Below are 17,243 nucleotides of genomic sequence, written 5' to 3'. Positions count from 1 at the left end.
GATCAACACTGACCGATGGAGCTATGCGCTCGCTGTGCGCCTCCTGAGGCTGCCATCTGCATTCGCTCAGGAATTTCTCAGTGCGAATCCAGGGGGGCCGTCGTAGGAGGTTCTAGGGTGTGGCGGTGTTTCCGGCCGAGGGAATGGTGAGGGTGGCGACGGCGCCCTTGGCGTGGGGAGCATCGGTGAGGGAGACCGTACCGCCGTGTGCCGTTGCGATCTCGCGCACCAGCGAGAGGCCGAGTCCATAGCGTCGATTTCCGATCGGTCGCTCGGTGGCGTGGTCCGGGTTCGTGCTCTTGCCGCGGGAGAACCGATTCCACATTTCCTCCCGGCGACCGTCGGAGGACAATCCCTCCCCCTGATCGGTGACCGACAGGGCGACCATTCCCTTGGCGCCCACCGCGCTCAATTTCACATCGCCGCCGTCGACGGAATGCGAGATGGCGTTGTCCACCAGGGCTATCAATGCCCGCCGCAGGGCCGGGCGGGATCCTCGCATGTGCAGACCCGGTAGGGCAGCCGTCCGGAGGCGGACCCCGGAGTCGTCGGCGAGCACCTGCATGCTGGCGGCCACCTCGTTCAACAGCTCGGCCGGATCCATCTCCTCCGCCAGGCCCGGATGCGCGGACAGGGTGGCGCTGAGCAGTAGCTCGTCCACGATCTCGCCGAGGACCCGGCTGTCGTCGAGCAGCTGTGCGGCGATCTGGCCGGCCGGGTCCCCGACGGGGAGCCGGCGGGCCAGCAGTTGGGCCCTGGTGTGCAGGATCGTCAGGGGAGTGCGCAGTTCGTGACCCGCGTCGGCGACGAACCGGCGCTGCAGCGAAAGTGCCTGCCCCAGCGGGCGAACGGCACGTCGAGCGATGAAGAACGCCACCACGCCGGCGATCAACACGCCGATCGAACCCGCCACGATCAGCGCGTTGAGGACCAGGGCGTCGCTGTCCGTCGGTGGTTCGAGGTGGGGTGTGCCGGTCGCCGGGTCGCCGTGGTGGCGATGGAGCAGGGTGAAGGCCAGCGCCGCCGCGACCGCGACCGCGAAGGCGCTCGCCAGTGCGATCTGCACGCCGATCCGCCGGGCCGCATGACGGATGAGGGCTTCATCGCCGACGTTGCCCTCGCCCTGTGATCGGCCGGTATCGAGCCCGGAGTGCTTGCGCATGTACAGCCTTCCGGTCTCGAGGCGGGTGTCGGTACTCACAGGCTACCGATGCGGTAACCCAGACCGTGCACGGTGCTGACCACTTCCCGGCCGAGCTTTCTCCGCAGGTAGTAGACGTAGGTGTCGACGGTGCCCTCGGTGTCGTTGGAGTCGAAGACCGCCGAGAGCAGCTCCGGTCGGGTGAAGACCCGGCCGGGACGTCGGGCCAGCGTCTCCAACAGGATGGATTCCTTGCCCGAGAGGTCGACCGGGGCCTCTCCGCCGCCCACCACCCGGCGGGACCTCACCTCGAAGCGCCGACGCCCGATGCCGATGGTCGGGGTGGCCTCGGAATGCCGACGCAGGAGCGCGCGGAGTCTGGCCAGCAGTTCGTCGATCTCGAACGGCTTGACGACGTAGTCCTCCGCCCCGGCATCCAGGCCGGCGATCTTGTCGGCCAGGGTGCCGCGCGCCGTCAGCAACAGGATCGGGTTGATGATCCCGCGTGCCCTCAGCTTGCTCACCAGTTCCAGCCCGTCGATCGCCGGCAGTCCCCTGTCGATCACCATCACCTCGTACTCCCTGGTCAGGGCGCGATGCAGGCCGACCTGGCCGTCGGGGGCGTGATCGACCAGGTAGTCGTCCTGCAGGACCTCGATCAGCAGGGGCGCCAGGGCCCGGTCGTCCTCGACCAGCAGCAGTCGTGGTCGCGGGTCCGGCGCCTCGTCGGCGCTCACCTGGGCCTGCGCGGCGGTGGCGTCGCTGTCGCCGCTCATGAAAACAATCTGTTGCTCATGGAATCGATCGTGTCACGGGGGGCTCTGAGACTGCTCTGAGACACCGGGCGGAACATAGCCGACATGGTGTCGAACCTGTCGAACCGCGGACGCGTTCCGGCGGCCCTGCCCGCTGCGCCCGCGCTCGAATGGCGCCCGTCGTCCCGCCACCGCAGGCTGGCGTGGATCGGCGACGCGATCGGCACGGTGACCATCGCCAGCGTCGTCGTCGTGGTGGTCCTGTGGTTCGCCGGCGGCAACGTCACCGTCCTGCTCCACGGCGCCGGTGGACCGGCGACGGCCCTCGGCCGGCTCACCGGGCTGGTCTCGGCCGATTTCCTGCTGCTCCAGGTGCTGCTGATGGCCCGCATCCCGTGGGTCGAGCAGGTCTGGGGTCAGGGGGATCTGGCCCGCCGGCATCGTTGGCTGGGGTTCACCTCGTTCTGGCTGATGTGGGTCCACATCGTCCTGATCACCATCGGGTACGCGCAGGACGGTCGGGTGAACCTGCTGGCCCAGGCCTGGGACCTGGTCCTGCACTATGCGGGCATGCTGCTGGCCGCGGCCGGCACGCTCGCACTGGTCGCGGTGGTGGTCACCTCGATCCGGCGCGCTCGACCGACCTTGCGTTACGAGTCATGGCATCTCATCCACCTCTACTCCTACCTCGGGGTCGGACTGGCGCTGCCACACCAGTTGTGGACGGGCAAGGACTTCCTCTCATCGAAGGCGGCGACCGTGTACTGGTGGTCGCTATGGGGCGCGACCATGGGTGCGGTGGTGATCTTTCGCCTGCTGCGACCGCTGATCTCCAGCTACCGGCATCGTCTGACCGTGACGTCGGTGAGACGCGAAGGGCCCGGGGTGTTCTCGGTCGTCATGGGTGGTCGCCACCTCGATCGGATGGGTCTGCAGGCCGGTCAGTTCTGCCAGTGGCGGTTCCTGAGCGGCACCGGATGGACGAGGGCGCAACCGTTCTCGGTGTCGGCGGTACCGACCTCCCGTTCGGTGCGGATCACCGTGCAACGGGTGGGTGACGGTTCGGACCGGCTGGCCAGGACGAAACCCGGTACCAGGGTGTTGTTCGAGGGGCCCTACGGGACCATGACCGCCGATCGGCGCAGTCGGCGTGACGTGCTCCTGATCGGCGCCGGCGTCGGAATAACCCCGATCCGTGCGCTGGCCGAGATGATCGGCAACGAGCGGGTTCCCCGCCGGGCGGTACGGCCGTCGGTGGTGGTGATCCAGCGTTCCCGGGACGTCTCGATGGCTCTGTTCGCCGGTGAGTTCCTCGAACTGGCCAAGCGTTCGGGGATCAGGGTCATCCCGCTGGTCGGTCGTCGGGGGCCGTCCAGCGGGTGGTTCCCCGGCCCGCACACCGTCCATGGAGCTGATGCGCTGCGACGTCTGGTGCCGGACGCGGCCGAGCGCGAGGTCTACCTCTGCGGCCCGAAACCCTGGGTCCGGGAGGTCCGCCGGACCCTGCGGGAACTGCACGTCCCGGGCTCCGTCATCCACACCGAGGACTTTGCCGGCTGACCGGCAGGTCATCGGTGACCGTTTCATCTCGACCCCAGAAATGCAGGCGAACCCCATGCGGCGCATCACCTTCACCATCGTCAGTACCCTGGCGGTGCTGGTCCTGCTCTTCAGCTACCGCACCAGCCGGGACCAGCCGATCACCGCGACGACGGTGGCGATCGGCCAGGCGCACGTGGTGACCGCACCCGGGTCGGTGGTCTCCTCCGCCGCCGGACCGGACCCGGTCACGAGCGGGAACGCAAGTGCCGCAACGCCGACCACGGTCCCGGGCGCGCCTGCCGGAGGGTCCACGAAGACGTCGGCCCCGTCGGGCCGGGCGGCAGGATCGACCGCGTCATCGTCCAGGAAGTCGACGCCGGCGACCCCGAGCGCCGCCCGATCGGTCACCGTCGACGGCGCCTCGACGGATACCCCCTACGGTCCGGTGCAGGTCGAGGTCGTGATCAAGGCCGGCCGGATCACCGACGTGAACGCCATCGTGTACCCGCAGGGGAGCGGCCGTGACCAGGAGATCAACCAGTATGCGTTGCCGCAACTGCGATCCCAGGTGCTCTCCGCGCAGAGCGCCAACGTTGCTGGGGTGAGCGGCGCGACCTACACCAGCCAGGGGTTCGTCGGTTCGCTGCAGTCGGCCCTCGACCAGGTCCATTTCAAGTGAGCCCCGGCGAGGGGGTCGATCGGGTGACCGCCCCGCCCGTCGTGGCCCGCACCGAGATGATCATGGGACTGCCGGTGAGCATCCACCTGCGGGAGCGGCCCGGTGGGCCCGCCGTCGTCGCGGCGGAGGCGGCGGCCGCGGTCGATCGGGCCTTCGACGTCATGCGCCGCTGCGACCGGATCTTCAGTCCGTACCTGGCCGACAGCGAACTGCAGGCGGTGCGGGCCGGACGCCTGGTGGCACCCGGAGCGGCCGCCGAGTTCGCCGCCGTGCTGGAGATCGCCGAGTGCGCCAGGGTTCGTACCGACGGCTGGTTCGACATCAGGTACAGCGGCGCACTCGATCCCAGCGGGGTGGTCAAGGGCTGGGCCGCACAGCGGGCCGGCGACGAACTCGCGGACATCGGCTGTGACAGCTACCTCAACGCCGGTGGCGACATCGTCTGCCGATCGGCCGGGGCGCCGTGGCGCATCGGGATCGAACACCCCTTCCAGCCCTCCGGTCTGCTCACCGTCCTGGGTCTGCGGGACTTCGCTGTGGCGACCTCCGGTGCGGCGCACCGCGGCGCGCACATCATCGATCCGCACACGGCGTCCGCGGCCGGTGGCGTCCGTCAGGTCACCGTCGTCGGACCGTCGCTGACCTGGGCGGACATCTGGGCGACGGCGCTGGTGGCGGCGGGTCGACCGGCCCTTCTGGATCCCTCGCAGGCCCTGATCGGCCTCTGCTGCGCGGATGGGTACGACCTGATGGCGGTCACCGAGGACGACGAGGTCTTCGCCACCGACGGATTCGACTCGTTCCAGGTGTCGGATCTGCCCCGTCCCGAGGTCGGTCGGATCGGGACGCGTCGGTAACGGGCTCCGCGCTCAGAAGCGGCCGCCCCCGCTGAATCCGCCGCCGCCGCCGCCGCCTCCGAAGCTGCCGCCGCCTCCGAAGCCGCCACCGCCCCCGCCTCCGAAGCCGCCGAAACCACCGCCGCCGCTGAGCATCCCACCGAGGAGGCCGCCCAGGATCGCCCCGGTGAAGTTGCCGCCGCCCCCGCGACCGAACCCGCCACCGGCGTAACCGCCGCCACCGGGCCCCTGCCAGCGGCCGATGTCGTTCTGGGCCAGCCGCGACGCCTCGTCGGCCAGCGACTCGGCCTGCCGGGACTCCGCCAGCGCACCCGCCGGGTCGGAGTTGCTCAGGTTCACGGCGTTCTCCAGGTGCCGCTGGGCCTCGGCCAGTCGGGTGCGGGCCTCGCTGCCGACGGCGCCGCGTCGGGTGTTGATGAAGTCGTTGGCGCCGGTGATCCTGGCCTGCGCCGAGTCCAGGGACTGCTGCAGAGCTGCGAGCGCCCGCTGCTGCACGTCCTGGGCTGATCTGGTCGCGGCCAGGATCTCGTCGAGCGTCGCGTCGGCCTCCCGCACCCGCTGGGTGGCCAGGATCGGGTCCTTGGTGCCATTCGGTCCGGCCACCGCGGCCAACGAGGTCTCGACCTGGGTCAGCCTCGCCGAGATCGTCGGGCCGGCGCTGCCGGTGCTGCCCTGCCCGAAGGCAGCCCTGGCCGCCGCCAGTTCGGCCTGCACCGGGGCCAATCGCCCCGGTAGCCGGGTCTTCGCATCGGCCAGGTCGGAGCTCAGCCTGTCGATGGCATCGAGCAGCGTGGTGGCCTGGGCGACGGACTCCTGAGCGTTCCGGGCGGCGACCACCGCTGGGGTGGTATCGGCGTCGGACTCCTCGCCTCGGGCGGTCGCGATCGACGACTTCGCGAAGTCCAGACGATTCGAGGCTTCCGACGCGTTCGTGATGACGGCGCTCAACGCGCTCGGAGCGTAGGCGGAGCCCAGCTGCGCCAGCGTGCCGGTGGCCTCGGCGACCCTGGCCTCCTGGACCTGGAGTGCCGCCTCGATGTCGGCGACGGCGGCCGGCAGACGGTTCTTCAGGTCCAGCATGGCGTCGAAACGGTCGCTCTGCGCGTCCAGTGCATTGTCGGCATCGGTGCAGCGCTGGATGATCTCTTCCATCCAGGCGCGCCGGGTGCTCTCGTCCTCTGGGATGTCGTCGTCGATCTGCTGCCGCAGCTGGAAGGCTGCTGCCAACGAGGTACGTGCACTCTCGAAAGCCGCTCGGAACTCGGCCATCGCCGCGGCGCCGAAGGTGCTCTCCGCGATGATCAGCTGCTGCTCGCTGCCGTGCACGGCGTTGTCGCTGGCGATCAGCAGCTGCACGCTCCGGTCGGACACCGACTGCAGTGGTTCCAGCGGCACCGGGACGGGGCCGGCCGGCGCGTCACCGCCGCTCCCGGAACCGTGCCCTGATCCTTGGCGGTTCGGGTCGGCGGCCCTGGACTTCCTGGCCCGCAGGTACCAGATGAGTCCGCCGGCCAGGATCACGATCAGGATCACCCACAGGATCCAGGACTTGCTGCCGGACCCCGAGGATCCACCGATCGTGGACCGCAGGCCGTCGGCGGCCGCCACCGCGGCGCCGGACCAGTTGGCCGCCTTGAGTTGCGGCACGATGTCGTTCGCTGCGATCGTGTCGACCTGGCTCTTGCTGAGTGGGAAGCCGCTGGGCACGTAGTACCCGTACGACTTGTCCACGGTGGCGACGGCCAGCAGCATGGTGTGGCTGTCGAAGCCCGACAGCGCACCGGATGCATTCGCCCAGACGTTGCCCGCCTGCCCGTCGAAGCTGCTGACGTAGACCACCCAGAGCTGGACCTTGTCCTGGCTGTACAACGTGTCGATCGCGTTCTTGACGCTGGTCGTGTTCCCGCCCAGAGCGGAGCTACGGTCGGTGATCTGGTTCGGGATGTTGAACGGGGCGTCGGCCGCTGCCACCCCCGGCCCCAGTGCCAGGGCACACAGAGCCAGCAGCACGATGACGGCCGAGCGAATCCTCGACCCCGAACTTCTCGGTCTATCCAGTGGCAACGACATGCCCCGCAGCCTATCGGCGCCCGGTGCCCGCACGGCCCCCCGACCACCTGCGATCGACCGGGACGACTCCGGCGCCAGTTGCCAGCCTGCGGACGCACGCCGCCCGCGTCTGCTCGTCCTGCCCGCGCCGCGACCCGAGCAGCCACCCGAGCGGCGACCGGATCGGCGAACGGGATCGGCGACCGCATCGGCGACCGCATCGGCGACCGCAGGTTGCTGGGCCGGGTCTGAGGATTCGGCCGTCGTTGCAGTAGTTCGGTGCCCGACTACAGGCACTGAACTACTGCAACGATGGTCGGCGCGCTGCTCCCGCTGCTCGGACCGTGGTCACTGGTAGGCCGGGACCCCCAGCATCTCGTCGAGCGTGACGAACCGGTACCCACTGTCCCTCAGTCGATCGATGACCAACTTCACCGAAGCGGCCGTGTTGGCCCGGTCACCGCCGCGGCCGTCGAACCCGTCGTGGAAGATCAGGATCGATCCCGGTCGGGCCTTGGCCGCTGCCCGGCGCGCGATGCGGCGGGGCGACGGCTGGAAGACCTCGAAGGCATGACCGAACTGGCCGAGCACCGGCTGCAGGGACAGATCCCCCAGAATGCTCTGCAGTGCAGGGATTCTCATGAGCCACGGCGGGCGGTAGAGGGCAGGCCGCACACCGGCATGATGGACGACGAGGTCCTGGGTCGCGGTGATCTCGGCGCGCAGGACCGCCGGGCGCAGACAGCGGGTGAACCGGTGCGAGTAGCTGTGGTTGCCGATCACGTGTCCGTCGGCCACCAGTCGGGCGGTCACCTCGGGGTGCCGCTGCACGCAGAGGCCGACCTGGAAGAAGGTGGCCCGCACCTGCTCTGCCGCCAGCACGTCCGCGATCCGGGAGGTGTACGGCTCGTTCGGCCCGTCGTCGAACGTCAACGCCACCACTCTCTCGGTCCTGGACCCCCGGAACGGGTATCTGCCGAGGATCCGGGAGAACGGCGACATCATCGACCAGTAGGCGGAGGCTCCCACCACGGCGCCGCCGCCGAGCAGGAGACCTGTTCGCCTGCGCCGGTGACCGGTCATCGCCGGCGGAACGCGGGGGCCATCCCCAACACCGGCCGACGGAACAAGCGGTTCAACCAGTAGCCGAGGACGTAGTAGTAGAGGAAGGTGACCGTGACGTTGTAGAGGAAACCCTCCTCCAGTCGCCGCGAGGACGTGAGGCTCGCGTTGCCGCGGTCGAAGGCGACCGGTCCCTGTGCCTGCAGTCGCCGCAGCAGATCCAGTTCGTCCCCGCCCTGGGTGAGTTGGGTGTTGTATCCGGTCCAGGCCTCCCGGCGGAACGCGATGTTGGTGGCCGAGACGTAGAAGACGCGGCCCGTCATGCGCTTGGCCAGGTGCACCAGTCCGAAGAGCACCTTCGGGTAGGCGGCTCCCCACTTCGGTGCGGCGACGAATTCGCACGGGCCGGCCACCGCGACCAGGGTTCCGTCGGCGCGGAAGGACCGGTCGATGGTGGACAGCCAGCTGACCGGGAACGTGGTGTCGGCGTCGGTCGAGACGATGATTTCCCCGTTGGCCACCGAGGTGCCGCCCTGCCGCGCCCAGCAGACGCCCGGCCGGGACTCCGTGACGACCACGGCTCCGAGGGACCGGGCGATGTCGGCTGTGCGGTCGACGCAGTTGTTGTCCACCACGATGACCTCGACCTCACCCGGGAAGTCCTGTGCAGCGATCGATCTCAGGCAGTCGGCGATGAACAGTTCCTCGTCCAGAGCGGGGATGACGATGCTGAACCGCGGGCGCACAGCAGGCTCGGATGCCAGCGCGGCAGGCTCGGTGGCGCGCACGGCGCGCTCGGCCGGGAGCAGCGGCCCGTTCCGGAGCGGGAGCACTTGCGGCCGGGTCGAGGGGATTGCTTCTATCGCCATGAACGGGATACTACACACGAGATAGTAGATAGCCTTTGAGGCTGAACCGTACGGCGTACGTGGCGTTGATCGTGCACTTCTCCGACAACCGACCGACATCCGACGTCCATACCCGATGTACGCCTGCTCACAGAAATGGGTTCCAGGCATGGCGCCGACAGCAGACTGTTGGTCCGCCGGTCGTCCGTCCATTCCGTCGTCGTCAGAAGAATCTCAGAAGATATCGGCCGACCGAACGGAATTTCTCGGAAATGGTGACCGAAGTCGCATGACGATCGGAGGCCGAGATCTGTTGCATAAGTTGACCCTTGAAGGCCGCCGGGCGGCGGAGTTGATTGATGAAAGGTACATGCGAAGACGCAGCAGGCGTTGAAGAAGGCAGCACGAAGAAGGCCGTACATGAACACGATCTTGACCGTCTGGATGGGTATTGCGGTACTGGCCGCGCTGGCAGTTTTCGTGGGCGCCTTCACCGTCAGGCATTGACGGCGGCCGATGCCCTCCCGGGGGACAAATCCCCTCAACGCGGATTGCTGAGCCGGTAGCGATGGACCGGTCGCCCGGTGGATCCGTAGGACAACTCCAGCTCGAGGAGTCCCTTTCGCTGTAATTCCGAGAGGTACCGCTGGGCGGTCGGACGGCTCATCCCGAGTGCGCGGGCGGTGGTGCTGGCCCCGATGGCTTCCGGTGACTCGCCGACGGTGCGCAGGATCTTGGCCATGGTCGGGGGAAGGCGTGTCTGCTCCGCGGAAGGGACAGGGCGCCGCAGGGTGCTGAACAGGGAATCGATGGTTGCCTGGTCGGTCTGTTCACCGGCCTCGGTGATCAGTTGCTCGCGCCACCCCCGGTAGGCGTCGAGTTGCTGGCGGAACTGGGCGAAGCCGAACGGCTTGACCAGGTAGTAGATCGCGCCGAGCCCCATCGCAGCCCGGACCGAATCGACATCGCGTGCAGCGGTGATGAAGATCGTGTCAGGGGCGGTGCCCGCACCGGCCAACGACCGCAGCAGGCTCAGCCCGTCCTCGTCCGGGAGGTAGATGTCCAGGATCAGCAGATCGGGATGATGCTGGTCGATGGCAAGACGGGCGGTCGCGGCGGTGTGCGCCTGTCCGATGCAGGAGAAGCCGTCCACCTTGGCCACCCCGGCCGCGTGGATGTGGGCGACCCGGAAATCGTCGTCGACGACCAGCGTGCGGATCATGCGGGCAGTTCCGCAGTCGCAGGCATGACGACCTCGAAACGGCCGCCCGGACCCGGATCGACCGTGATGCTGCCGCCGGATCTGCGGACGAGTCGTTGGACCAGGGCCAGTCCCATCCCGCGACGGCGGTCGGCCCTCGTCGGTTTCGTGGAGAAACCGTCGGCGAAGATGCGCTCGATGTTCTCCGGGTCCACCCCCGGCCCGTTGTCGCTGACGACGATGGACAGGACCGCGTCACCGGCGATGGCCACCACCACCTCCCGGGGCGCTGGTCGGTCTCCGACCGAATCCAGCGCATTGTCGATCAGGTTCCCGAGAATGGTCATGACGTTCTGGGCCGTCGGCCCGTTCGGCAGGTGGAGGTGCGAGTCCTCGGTCAGGACCAGATCGATGTCCCGCTCGGCGGCGATGGTCTGCTTGGCCAGTAGCAGTCCGGCGATCAACGGCGGCGAGATCTGGGCGCGCAGGTCCTCCGCGGAGCCGGTGTGCCCGGCGCCGACGATATCCACGTACCTTCGGGCCTCGGCGATTTCCTCCAGATCCAGCAGCCCACCGATGACGTGCAGGCGATTGGCGAATTCATGCTCCTGCGCGCGCAGCGCATGGGCGAGACCGGTCGCCGAATCCAGTTCTCTGATGAGTCCCTCCATCTCGGTCCGATCCCGCAGGGTGACGACGCTGCCCGCAGACCTGCCGCCGATCACCACGGTGCGCCGATTCACCACCAGCAACGAGTCGTCGGTCAGGACCACCTGATCTGCTCCGGTCGAACCGCCGGTCAACACGTCCAGCAGACGACCGGGCGGGAGGGACCGGGTGAGCGGTTCACCGACCTTCTGGTCGGACAGTCCGAGCAGGCGCCGGGCCTCGTCGTTGATCAGCGAAACCCGTTGTCGGGCATCGAATCCGATGACGCCCTCGCGGATCCCGTGCAGCATCGCCTCCCGCTCCTGGAGCAGGGAGCTGATCTCACCCAGTTCCAGCCCGAAGGTCTTGCGCTTCATCGACCGGGCCATCATCAGGGCCACCAACACCCCGACCGCGAGCGCTATCGCCAGGTAGAGTCCGATTCCCCAGATCTGGGACGACAACTGGGAGGCCACGGTGGTCTCCAGGATGCCCACCGACACCTGGCCGATCACCTCGCCGGACGGCGCGAAGATCGGCGCCTTGCCGTTGGCCGAGCGGCCCAGGCTGCCGTTGTCGATGCCGACGTGCGTCCGGCCATCGAGCACCTCGACCGGCTCCTCGAGCCGCCGCCCGATCAGTGCTGCGGTCGGGTGGGTGTAACGCATCCCGAACCGGTCGGTGATGACGACGTACGCGGCGCCGGTGTCGCGCTGCACCCTGGCGGTCAGCGGCTGCAGCGTCCGGTCGGGATCGTGGGCGATGAGAGCCGCGCGGACCTGCGGAATGTCGGCGACGGCGCTGGCTTCGGCTCTCGCCCGCTCCTGGAACTGCTGATCGAGAACCGCGCTCGTCTGCCGAATCTGCAGGAGACCGCCGACGGCCGCCGTGCCGACCAGGATGCCCACGACCGACCACAGCAACCAGGATGCCAGGGAGCGCATGGGCGATCAGCACCTCCGTTGGTGTGACTCTGGTGGCTCGACGCGCATGGTCCCGATCTCGCTGCGTCCACCGAAGTCAAGCACAGGCGCTGCTCCGACGGAAGCGGTGATGAGCAAAATGCACCAAACCTGCCGGAAGTTGCGCCACGTATCCAGAAAAGATCGAATATGTGTGCAATGAAGCTTTTCGGTGAGTTCGGCGCGAATGCTTTGCATGCTCCGATGGTGCGGGCAGTCTTCTGCCTCAACGGACCAAAAAGGAGACCCACTGGTGACAATGACGCCATCGAGACACATTCAATCCGATGTGCCGGCAATCGTTCTGGAAAATGTGACCAAACGATTCCGTACACCCAAGGGCGGGATCTTCACGGCGCTCCGCGATTTCGACCTCACCATCGCGCCCGGCGAGTTCTGTGCCGTGGTCGGGCCGACCGGGTGCGGAAAATCCACCACGCTGACGCTGGTGTCAGGGCTGGAGCGGCCGTCGGCCGGTTCGGTCACCGTGGCCGGCCGCGCGGTGTCCGGCATCACCCCGGGTGTCGGCTTCATGTTCCAGCAGGACGCGGTGTTCCCATGGAAGAGCGTGCTGGACAACGTCGCGGCCGGTCCCAGATTCCGCGGTCTGTCCCGGACGAAGGCGAACACCGCGGCGCGCGACTGGGTGCGCCGGGTCGGTCTGGCCGGCTTCGAGGACCGGTATCCCCATCAGTTGTCCGGTGGGATGCGCAAGCGGGTGGCACTGGCCCAGAGTTTGATCAACGAGCCCGAGGTGCTGTTGATGGACGAGCCGTTCTCGGCATTGGACGTGCAGACCAGATCGATCATGTCGGACGAGTTGCTGGGGCTCTGGGAGCTGACCCGCCCGGCGGTCATCTTCGTCACGCACGATCTCGAGGAGGCGATCGCCCTGGCCGACAAGGTGGTGGTCCTGACCGCGGGTCCCGGCACCATCAAGGAGGTCTTCCCGGTCGATCTTCCGCGACCACGGCGGACGCAGGAGATCCGCTTCGAGCCCGAGTTCGTCGCCATCTACGAGAAGATCTGGGAAGCCCTGCGTTCCGAGGTCGAAACGGCCTACGCGCGCACCACGCAGGTGGCGTCGTGAACGACGTGGCGGGCGCCGAGGTCTCGGGCGCGTTCGCCGGTATCGGTGGAACGACGACGACCCTGAACATCCGCACCCCCCCATCGGCCCGCAGTCTGCGGCTGCGCAGACGGCTGTTGATGAACGCGGCCAGGTTGGTGCTGGTGGGCGGCCTGCTGTACGCGTGGGAGTGGGGGGTGAACGCCAAGCACATCGACCCGTTCTTCTGGGGGCAGCCCAGCCAGGTGTGGGCGACGCTGAAAGGCTGGATCACGGTGGGCACCCCGCAGGGTTCGCTCGCCGAGCAGGTGGGCGTCACCCTCCAGGAAACGGTCTACGGGTTCGTCATCGGCGTGGTGCTGGGCATCGTCGGCGGCATCGCACTGGGCAGCAGTCGCCTGCTGGCGGACCTGTTGTCACCGTTCATCAAGGTGGCCAACTCCATTCCGCGCATCATCCTCGGATCGATCTTCACGGTGGCCTTCGGATTCGGCATCGAGTCCAAGATCGTGCTCTCGGCGGTGCTGGTCTTCTTCGGGGTCTTCTTCAATGCCTTCCAGGGCACCCGCGAAGTGGACCGCAACCTGATGGCCAACGCGAGGATTCTCGGGGCGTCACGGCTCCAGGTCACTCGTCAGGTGGTCATCCCCTCGGCCTTCACCTGGATCCTGGCCAGCCTGCACGTCAGCTTCGGGTTCGCGTTGATCGGCGCGCTGGTCGGCGAGATCCTCGGCGCAGACAAGGGTCTCGGGCTGCTGATCCGCAGCTCGCAGAACAACTTCGACATGAACGGCGTGCTCGGCGGCATGGTGGTGGTCGCGATCATCGCCCTGCTCGCCGAATTGGTCATCACCCTGCTGGAAAAGCGGATCCTGCGGTGGCGGCCGCCCTCGGCGACCGCCGACATGACCGCCGTCTGAACTCCGACGACAGCCCGGATCAATCCTGATCGACCCCCACCCGGATCGACCCCCACCCGGATCAACCCCCACCCGGATCAACCCCCACCCGGGATCAACCCCCATCAACCCTGATCGGAAGGAAACAATGATGTACTCCCCACGATGGAAGAAGGTCGCGATCATCGCGACCGTCGGCTCTCTGTCCCTGGCCGGATGCGCGAACAACGCGACCGGGAACACCACGGCGGCATCCACCTCGAGTGCGGCCGGATCGGCACCCGCAGCGGCCGGATCCGCGCCCGCTGCGTCCGGTTCGGACGCCGGTCTGACCATCATGGTCGGCGGTATGTCCAAGCAGATCTACCTGCCCTACATGCTCGCCAAACAGCTCGGGTACTACCAGAAGGCCGGCCTGAACCTCACCCTGATCGACGAGCCGGCCGGTGGCGACGCGACCACCAACATGCTGGCCGGACAGGTGCAGGGTGTCGGCGGGTTCTACGACCACACCATTGTGTTGCAGGGCAGGGGAAAGGCCGCCGAGTCGGTGGTCTCGATGCTGCAGAACCCGGGGGAGGTGGAACTGTGCCGAAGCGATCTGAAGGGTCAGATCAATTCCCCGGCCGACTTCAAGGGCCGGTCGCTCGGCATCACCGATACCGGCTCCTCCACCGATTTCCTGACGCAGTACATCACCCACAAGGCCGGGGTCGACCCGGCCGCCACCACCCGGAGGGGAGTAGGTGCGGGGCAGACTTTTCTGGCGGCGATGAAGCAGAAGGCAATCGACTGCGGCATGACGACCGAACCGACCGTCTCGCAGGCGTTGTCCACCGGTATCGCCTTCATCCTGCTCGACATGCGGACCTCGGCCGGAGCGCAGTCGGTGCTCGGCGGTGAATACCCGGCGACCTCGCTGTACATGCCCACCGACTACGTCAACTCGCACAAGGACACGGTGCAGAAGCTGGTCAACGCCTATGTCGCGACGCTGAAGTGGATCCAGGCGCACAACGGCACCCAGATCGCCGATGTGATGCCGGCGTCGTACTACGCCGGCGTCGGGAAGACCGCCTACGCCAAGGCACTGGACAGCGAGAAGGGCATCTTCAACCCGACCGGCATGATGCCGGCCACCGGACCCACCACCATCCTGAACGTGCTCTCGGCGTTCAACCCGGCGGTCAAGGGCAAGACCATCGACCTGAGCAAGACCTTCACCGACGAGTTCGTCAAGGCGGCCACCCCTCTGGCCTGACCGCCGCCGCGCACAGGCCCACCGAACACAGGCCCACCGCGCACAGGCCCACCGGCCGGGCCGACGTCAGCCCATCGGCGTCGGCCCGGCCGGGGTACATTCCCGGATCAGCGTCCACGGAGCCCGACGCGCAACATCCGCCGACGGTGACCTGTGGCAGTCCGAGAGTGGCGGGAGATCATGATGGGCCGGATCGACGACGTGGTCGGAGGCGCCCTGGAGAAGTCGGTGCGCCGGCATCACCGCAACCGACTCTCGAAGCTGGGCCATGCAGACGTGTTCTCGGCCGACGACTCCCGGACGTGGGTTCCGGGGGCCAGGGCCGCCACGACCGGCAACGACGTGGAGGTGTTGATCGACGGAGAGGCGGCGTTCGCCTCGATCTACGACGCCCTGCGAGCGGCCCACTCCCACGTCCACATCGCCGGCTGGCACCTGACCACAGTTTTCTGGCTGCGCCGCGAGCCCGGGACACCGACCCTGCGCGAGATTCTCGTGGACCTCGCGCAGCGGGTGGACGTGCGGGTGCTGCTGTGGGCCGGGCCGCCCCTCCCGATCTTCCAGCCGACCCGGTCGATGATGAAACAGGTGCAGCAGGAGTTGACCAGGGGGTCCTCGGTCCGGTGTGAACTGGATGCACGCGAGAGAACGATGCACTGCCATCACGAGAAGGTCATCGTGATCGACGACGAACTCGCCTTCGTCGGGGGAATCGATCTGTCCGATCTCAGCGGTGATCGCTGGGATCTATCGGCTCACCCGCCCAGGGGCGCCACCGGCTGGCATGACGTGTCGACCCGCCTCCGGGGGCCGGTGGTGGCCGATGTGGCCGACCACTTCCGTGACCGCTGGCAGGAGGTCGCACACGAGCGACTACCCGCACCGGTACGGCAACCGGAGGCGGGATCCGTTGCGGTGCAGCTACTCCGAACGGTTCCCGAACGGACCTACGGGTTCGCCCGACGGGGTGAGTTCTCCATCGCGGATGCCTACCTGCACGGCCTTGCGTCGGCCCGCAGGTTCATCTATCTGGAGAACCAGTTCCTCTGGTCCGCCGAAATCGCCGAGCTGCTGATCGAAAAGCTCAGAAATCCACCAGCACCTGATTTCCGGATCGTGATCGTGCTTCCCGCCAGGCCCAGCAACGGTGCCGACACCACACGCGGGCAGCTGGGACGGCTGGTCGCGGCCGACAACGGAGCCGGACGTCTGCTGGCCGCCACGGTGAATGCCCATGCGGACGGCACCATCGACCCGCTGTACGTCCACGCAAAGGTGGCGGTCGTCGACGATCGATGGCTGACCATCGGTTCGGCGAACCTCAACGAGCATTCGCTCTTCAACGACACCGAGGTCAACGTGCTGACCCTGGACCCCACGTTGGCCCGCCGGACGAGACTCCGCCTGTGGGCCGAACATCTCGAGCTGGGGATGGACGTGATCGACGGCGACCCCACGAACGTCATCGACCGCTACTGGAAGCCGGTCGCGGAGGAACAGCTGGCCCGCACCCGGACGGGCCGCCCGCAGAACCGGAGAGTGATGACGCTGCCTGCGGTCTCCCGGCGCTCCGAACGGTTGGCCGGTCCGGCGCGTGGCCTGCTGGTGGACGGCTGAGGCGCCTCAGGCGGCGCTGACGGCGCGGGACTGGCGGGCCCGCAACGGAATCCACACGACGAGCGCCATGATGGCCATGCCCAGTGGGACGTGCACCGCGGTCAGGGTGTCCTTGCCGGCGTCCTTGATGAGACCGCCGAGGTAGGACTCGAGGACGAGAAGCATCGTCAGGGCCAGACTCCCGAGCCACAGATCCTTGCGCGGCCGCATCCGGACGAACGCGAAGACGGTGGTCGCAAGGGCGAGCACGATCGCCAGCTCGGCGCCGCGGGCGTGCATCTCGATCCAGGCGGATGATGCGTCCCGTTCACCATCGTGCTCCAGGAAGACGCCGGCCCAGACGGCCTGCAGAAGCACCACCAGCGAGGTGATTCCGGTCAGTATCGCGAAGATCTTGCCGTCCTGGGGACGAGCCGGGGTCTGCGAAGTCCTGGTGGTGTTGCTGCGGGTAACGGATTCGGTCATGGCGTTAGTCCAATCGGTGGAGGGATCGATCCGCCTGCGCAAATCGGACATATTCTGCGATGGTCGGAAGGAAGATGCGCAACGATGCGACTGATTCATGGATACTTGGACCGGGTGAGGTCGTCAAGCAAGGTCATCCTTAGAAATCTCTGACTGCAGAACGGATTTCGCGTAAAATGCGCCGAAAT

15 protein-coding genes are annotated in these 17,243 nt (G+C 67.6%); 7 read left to right on the top strand and 8 right to left on the bottom strand.

All coding sequences use genetic code 11. From position 1 onward, the window contains the following. Window positions 1-112 precede the first annotated feature (112 nt). Both H7F38_RS00940 and H7F38_RS00935 read right to left on the bottom strand, forming a co-directional pair. Window positions 113-1,201, bottom strand: coding sequence for a HAMP domain-containing sensor histidine kinase (locus H7F38_RS00940; RefSeq protein WP_187092467.1), 1,089 nt, complete (start codon window positions 1,199-1,201; stop codon window positions 113-115). Further along, entirely contained in the window at window positions 1,198-1,917 is a 720-nt protein-coding gene (locus tag H7F38_RS00935) for a response regulator transcription factor (protein WP_187092466.1), read from the bottom strand. Before H7F38_RS00935 ends, H7F38_RS00940 begins: the two co-directional genes overlap by 4 nt. Before the next feature lie 84 nt (window positions 1,918-2,001). Between H7F38_RS00935 and H7F38_RS00930 the strand changes: the two genes are divergently transcribed. From H7F38_RS00930 to H7F38_RS00920, 3 genes are read left to right on the top strand one after another with little or no spacing between them, the layout of a single operon-like run. After that, window positions 2,002-3,456 (top strand): ferric reductase-like transmembrane domain-containing protein, encoded by a 1,455-nt coding sequence (locus H7F38_RS00930; protein WP_187092465.1) that lies wholly within the window; start codon window positions 2,002-2,004, stop codon window positions 3,454-3,456. 55 nt (window positions 3,457-3,511) lie between these two features. Further along, a complete protein-coding gene (locus H7F38_RS00925) occupies window positions 3,512-4,117 on the top strand; it encodes an FMN-binding protein (RefSeq protein WP_187092464.1) in 606 nt (201 codons plus the stop codon). A gap of 23 nt (window positions 4,118-4,140) precedes the next feature. Continuing rightward, the gene (locus H7F38_RS00920; protein WP_222618359.1) at window positions 4,141-4,974 is read left to right on the top strand and encodes an FAD:protein FMN transferase; all 834 of its coding nucleotides are present in this window, start codon (window positions 4,141-4,143) and stop codon (window positions 4,972-4,974) included. Window positions 4,975-4,986: 12 nt separating this feature from the next. Here the strand turns inward: H7F38_RS00920 and H7F38_RS00915 are convergent, their stop codons facing one another. From H7F38_RS00915 to H7F38_RS00895, 5 genes are all read right to left on the bottom strand, one after another. Next, window positions 4,987-7,044, bottom strand: coding sequence for a TPM domain-containing protein (locus tag H7F38_RS00915; RefSeq protein WP_187092463.1), 2,058 nt, complete (start codon window positions 7,042-7,044; stop codon window positions 4,987-4,989). 327 nt (window positions 7,045-7,371) lie between these two features. Continuing rightward, window positions 7,372-8,106 carry a polysaccharide deacetylase family protein gene (locus H7F38_RS00910; RefSeq protein ID WP_222618358.1) on the bottom strand — a complete coding sequence of 245 codons (735 nt, stop codon included), beginning with the start codon at window positions 8,104-8,106 and terminating at the stop codon, window positions 7,372-7,374. Further along, window positions 8,103-8,954, bottom strand: coding sequence for a glycosyltransferase family 2 protein (locus H7F38_RS00905; RefSeq protein ID WP_187092462.1), 852 nt, complete (start codon window positions 8,952-8,954; stop codon window positions 8,103-8,105). Before H7F38_RS00905 ends, H7F38_RS00910 begins: the two co-directional genes overlap by 4 nt. 520 nt (window positions 8,955-9,474) lie before the next feature. Continuing rightward, a complete protein-coding gene (locus H7F38_RS00900) occupies window positions 9,475-10,155 on the bottom strand; it encodes a response regulator (RefSeq protein ID WP_187092461.1) in 681 nt (226 codons plus the stop codon). Beyond that, the gene (locus H7F38_RS00895; protein WP_187092460.1) at window positions 10,152-11,726 is read right to left on the bottom strand and encodes a sensor histidine kinase; all 1,575 of its coding nucleotides are present in this window, start codon (window positions 11,724-11,726) and stop codon (window positions 10,152-10,154) included. The genes H7F38_RS00900 and H7F38_RS00895 overlap by 4 nt, the downstream gene beginning before the upstream one ends. A gap of 277 nt (window positions 11,727-12,003) precedes the next feature. Here H7F38_RS00895 and H7F38_RS00890 point away from each other — a divergent pair, with 277 nt between their 5' ends. The 4 genes from H7F38_RS00890 (at window position 12,004) to H7F38_RS00875 (ending at window position 16,590) form a co-directional block, all read left to right on the top strand. Beyond that, window positions 12,004-12,834 (top strand): ABC transporter ATP-binding protein, encoded by an 831-nt coding sequence (locus tag H7F38_RS00890; RefSeq protein WP_187092459.1) that lies wholly within the window; start codon window positions 12,004-12,006, stop codon window positions 12,832-12,834. Next, the gene (locus H7F38_RS00885) at window positions 12,831-13,733 is read left to right on the top strand and encodes an ABC transporter permease (protein ID WP_222618356.1); all 903 of its coding nucleotides are present in this window, start codon (window positions 12,831-12,833) and stop codon (window positions 13,731-13,733) included. The genes H7F38_RS00890 and H7F38_RS00885 overlap by 4 nt, the downstream gene beginning before the upstream one ends. Before the next feature lie 127 nt (window positions 13,734-13,860). Continuing rightward, complete coding sequence (locus H7F38_RS00880; RefSeq protein WP_370531279.1) at window positions 13,861-14,973, top strand: ABC transporter substrate-binding protein; 1,113 nt, start codon at window positions 13,861-13,863, stop codon at window positions 14,971-14,973. 153 nt (window positions 14,974-15,126) lie between these two features. Continuing rightward, window positions 15,127-16,590, top strand: coding sequence for a phosphatidylserine/phosphatidylglycerophosphate/cardiolipin synthase family protein (locus H7F38_RS00875; protein WP_222618355.1), 1,464 nt, complete (start codon window positions 15,127-15,129; stop codon window positions 16,588-16,590). 6 nt (window positions 16,591-16,596) lie between these two features. Here the strand turns inward: H7F38_RS00875 and H7F38_RS00870 are convergent, their stop codons facing one another. After that, a complete protein-coding gene (locus H7F38_RS00870) occupies window positions 16,597-17,055 on the bottom strand; it encodes a hypothetical protein (protein ID WP_187092457.1) in 459 nt (152 codons plus the stop codon). Between the last annotated feature and the right edge of the window lie 188 nt (window positions 17,056-17,243).

The sequence above is a fragment of the Nakamurella sp. PAMC28650 genome (assembly GCF_014303395.1).
In the GTDB taxonomy this organism is placed as follows: Bacteria; Actinomycetota; Actinomycetes; order Mycobacteriales; family Nakamurellaceae; genus Nakamurella.
The sequence above is the reverse complement of the archived record's forward strand: the minus strand, read 5'-3'. Positions and strand labels throughout refer to the sequence as shown.

Coding starts and splice junctions, on each gene's coding strand:
- H7F38_RS00935 (WP_187092466.1), bottom strand. CDS start 1,917: ATGAGCGGCGACAGCGACGCCACCGCCGCGCAGGCCCAGGTGAGCGCC.
- H7F38_RS00930 (WP_187092465.1), top strand. CDS start 2,002: ATGGTGTCGAACCTGTCGAACCGCGGACGCGTTCCGGCGGCCCTGCCC.
- H7F38_RS00925 (WP_187092464.1), top strand. CDS start 3,512: ATGCGGCGCATCACCTTCACCATCGTCAGTACCCTGGCGGTGCTGGTC.
- H7F38_RS00915 (WP_187092463.1), bottom strand. CDS start 7,044: ATGTCGTTGCCACTGGATAGACCGAGAAGTTCGGGGTCGAGGATTCGC.
- H7F38_RS00910 (WP_222618358.1), bottom strand. CDS start 8,106: ATGACCGGTCACCGGCGCAGGCGAACAGGTCTCCTGCTCGGCGGCGGC.
- H7F38_RS00905 (WP_187092462.1), bottom strand. CDS start 8,954: ATGGCGATAGAAGCAATCCCCTCGACCCGGCCGCAAGTGCTCCCGCTC.
- H7F38_RS00900 (WP_187092461.1), bottom strand. CDS start 10,155: ATGATCCGCACGCTGGTCGTCGACGACGATTTCCGGGTCGCCCACATC.
- H7F38_RS00895 (WP_187092460.1), bottom strand. CDS start 11,726: ATGCGCTCCCTGGCATCCTGGTTGCTGTGGTCGGTCGTGGGCATCCTG.
- H7F38_RS00890 (WP_187092459.1), top strand. CDS start 12,004: ATGACGCCATCGAGACACATTCAATCCGATGTGCCGGCAATCGTTCTG.
- H7F38_RS00880 (WP_370531279.1), top strand. CDS start 13,861: ATGATGTACTCCCCACGATGGAAGAAGGTCGCGATCATCGCGACCGTC.
- H7F38_RS00870 (WP_187092457.1), bottom strand. CDS start 17,055: ATGACCGAATCCGTTACCCGCAGCAACACCACCAGGACTTCGCAGACC.